At 38.3% G+C, this 3,425-nt stretch carries 4 protein-coding genes; all 4 read right to left on the bottom strand.

What is annotated here, in order from left to right:
* Positions 1-921: trans-sulfuration enzyme family protein (locus tag R3333_RS13450; protein ID WP_318959291.1), on the bottom strand; the 921-nt coding region annotated here is incomplete at its 3' end.
* The gene (locus R3333_RS13445; RefSeq protein WP_318959290.1) at positions 918-1,334 is read right to left on the bottom strand and encodes an OsmC family protein; all 417 of its coding nucleotides are present in this window, start codon (positions 1,332-1,334) and stop codon (positions 918-920) included. The genes R3333_RS13450 and R3333_RS13445, both read right to left, overlap by 4 nt.
* A 1-nt stretch (position 1,335) precedes the next feature.
* Positions 1,336-2,565 carry a homoserine dehydrogenase gene (locus tag R3333_RS13440; protein WP_318959289.1) on the bottom strand — a complete coding sequence of 410 codons (1,230 nt, stop codon included), beginning with the start codon at positions 2,563-2,565 and terminating at the stop codon, positions 1,336-1,338.
* Positions 2,562-3,425 (bottom strand): alpha/beta fold hydrolase (locus R3333_RS13435; RefSeq protein WP_318959288.1); only part of this gene is annotated, 864 nt, incomplete at its 5' end. The genes R3333_RS13440 and R3333_RS13435, both read right to left, overlap by 4 nt.

Genomic DNA, 3,425 nt, shown 5'->3' with positions numbered 1-3,425 from the left:
TTCAAAACTCACTATACCTCCTCCAAACTTCATTTGCTTTTTGGCCAAAGCATACTGTGGATGGGTTCTAAAATGTGGATACTTTAAACTTTCAACCGCCGGATGAACAGCTAATCGTTCCGCTAAGATTAAGGCATTCGACGAGTGTTTTTCTATACGCAAGGCCAGCGTTTCTAAAGACTTACTTAAAATCCACGCGTTAAAAGGACTCAAACACGGGCCTGTATGTCGCGCAAATCCTTCCACTTTTTCAATGATTTCCTGCGTAGATAAAATCACCCCTCCCATCGTTCTACCTTGACCATCTATCCACTTGGTAGCCGAATGAATAACGACATCTGCTCCAAACTCAACAGGTTTTTGAAGTATCGGAGTTGCAAAGCAATTATCTACCACTAAAAGAAGTCCATACTTTTTACAAATCCCACCCAAGTATTCTAAATCCACAATATCTAACCCAGGGTTGGAAGGCGTTTCCACATAAATCAATTTGGTAGTGGGTAAAATTGCACGTTCAAAACCAGCATAATCTTGACTACCTACATAACTTGTATGAATTCCCCACTTGGGTAAAATCTCCGTAAACAATTTGTGTGTACTTCCAAAAATGGCACTGCAGCTCACCACATGATCACCTTTTTCTAGTAAAGCTCCCAAAGTAGAAAAAACGGCAGCCATGCCAGAAGCTGTAGCAAAACCTGCTTCTGTTTTTTCGAGTTGACACATTTTATGGATAAACTCACTTACTGTAGGGTTAGAGTAACGCGAATAAATATTTCCCTCTTGTTCATCGGCGAACAACGCTCGCATGTGTTCCGCATTTTCAAAGGCGTAACTACTGGTTAAAAACAAGGGCGTACTGTGCTCTCCAAAAAGAGACTTCTCATTTTGTAAACGTATGGCCAAAGTTTCGTCTCTCATGTTTTCAAGCGTATTTTGGTTTCAATTTTCACTTCGTCTTTTATCATGTGCCTTACAGAACAGTACTTATTAATACTCAAGTTCACAGCTTTTGCAACCTTAACCAAGTGCTCCTCTTCTCCAATTACAAACTCCAGAATTATTTCCTTAAAAATCGCAGGTACTTTATTCTTCACACGCTCTGCTGTTATGTTCACTTCAAAATAATCTAAATAAACACGTTGTTTATTTAAAATGTGCAGGGTATCTATACTTGTGCATAACGCTAAACTTGAAGCAAACATTTCCATAGGTCGCAAACCATCGTCACTTCCACCTACGGCCAAACTTGCCGTTGATCTTCCTGCTAAACCTCCTTCTTTATAAATATTGAAGTCTATTTTTTCTTGATCTTTTACTAAGGATAATTTCATTTCATGCATAATTTAGGGCTTCTGCTTTCGGTAACGAAACCAGTTCTACTTCATTTTCGGGTAATACAGCAACAAATAAATCTGCTGCCGCATTTAAATTTAAGGGAAGTAAATCTTCAAACCTAATCCACCCTGTTTTATAGTAGTAGGCAGCACTTTGGTAATTTTCTTCAACTTCCAAGAAAGGCAGTCTTTCTATACGTTGAGCATCTGTTGCGCCTATATAAACCTTCACTTTAAAATTTTGGGTTAAACTTAAATCGGTTAACACATTCGATTTTTTGTATTCATATTGGTAATCATAAAGCAAGGCTGAAATATCACTCAACACCGCGCTCGCTGTGGGCAAACTTCCCGCACCTTGTCCTTTAAACAGTTGTTCATCTGAGAAAAGTCCTTCTACGGTTACCCCATTCAAAGCATTATCTATAGCGTAACAATTGTGATTAGCAGGTATAAAATGAGGTGCTACATAGGCTAAAAGTTTGTCATTCAACTTTACTGCTTTGGCCAAAAGTTTAACTTTCAAACCTTTCTCTTTTGCATATACTACATCCCTGGGTTTAATATGTCTGATTCCATAATTAAATACATCCTGCGGTTGTAAGGTCAGTCCAAAGGCATGTTTCACCAAAATGCAGAGTTTAAACTTGGCATCAAAAGCATCCACGTCTAAGGTAGGATCAGATTCTGCATACCCAAGATCACTTGCTTCTTGTAAAGCTTCATCATAGGTTTTTCCAGCATCTGTTTGGGTAAGGATATAATTCGATGTTCCATTAAAAACACCTTCTAAACGAGAGAGAACATCTGAAGTGTAATACTCTTCTATGTTTCTAATTACTGGAATACTGGCACAAACTGCCGCTTCATACAAAAAGGATACACCATTGGCTTTGGCAAGAGTTATCAATTCATCCAAATGCTCGGCAATTAACTTTTTATTGGCACTTACCACATGCTTTTTCTTGCGTAATGCTTCTGTAACAATATCATAGGCAGCGTCAGCATCATCAATCAACTCTACCACCAAATTAATGCTGGGATTCTCTAAAATCTCTGCTTTATTAAAACCATACAATGCAGGTGCAATACTTCTCGACTTGGTTTTATCTTTAACTACGATACGCGCTATGTTTGCTTTTACTTGTTGGGTTTCGTGTAACACCTTATACAACCCGCTACCTACACATCCAAATCCGAATAATCCTATATTTAATTTTGTACTCATACTGCTAGCTTCTTAAATTTTGTAATCTTGTTTCTGTTAAAATTGTTGTTGATGTAATCATCCAAGTATTCTATGAGCTGCTCTTTTTCAATAAGAAAGCCATCGTGTCCGTAGTTTGACGCTATAATACCCAACTGCGCATTAGAAATATTTTCTGCTAAAAACACTTGTTCTTCTTTTGGGAATAGTCCATCACTGCTCACTCCTAAAATCAAACAAGGATTTTGAATAACATCTAGGGCTCGTTTTAATCCACCGCGATTCCTTCCAAGATTATGGGCATCCATACTTTTGGTTATCGCGTAATAACTAAAGGCATCAAAACGCAGCGCAAATTTCACACCTTGGAACTGTTGGTAGCTGGCAGCTTTAAACTTTCGGAGTTCTCCGTTAAAGTTTTCTTCCTGTGTTTGGTTGTACAAAATACCGGTGCGGTAACTCAACAATGCAATAGACCTTGCCGCTACTAAACCCGTTTTACCTCCCAATAAACTTTTGCGATAAAAACTCCCATCACTTTCTATGGCCAAACGTTGTGACTCGTTATAGGCAATTCCAGATGGAGAATGTTTAGCATTGGTAGCTATAAAAATGGAAGATTCAAAGACATTGCTATTGAGAACATTCCATTCCAAAGCAATTTGACCTCCATAAGATGTACCGATGAGGTGCTTTATTTTCTTAATTCCAAGGTGTATTCTTAGTTGATCAAATGCTCGTGCTGTATCTCTTGTTGTAACTAAGGGAAAACTTCTATAGTAGCGTTCTTTGTTACGCTGGAAGGACAAGGGATGGGTAGATCCATACGGTGACCCTATATTATTTGCACAGACCACAAAGTACTTGTTGGTATCAATCAC

The sequence above is a fragment of the Lishizhenia sp. genome (assembly GCF_033720595.1).
GTDB lineage: Bacteria > Bacteroidota > Bacteroidia > Flavobacteriales_D > Crocinitomicaceae > Lishizhenia.
The sequence above is the reverse complement of the archived record's forward strand: the minus strand, read 5'-3'. Positions and strand labels throughout refer to the sequence as shown.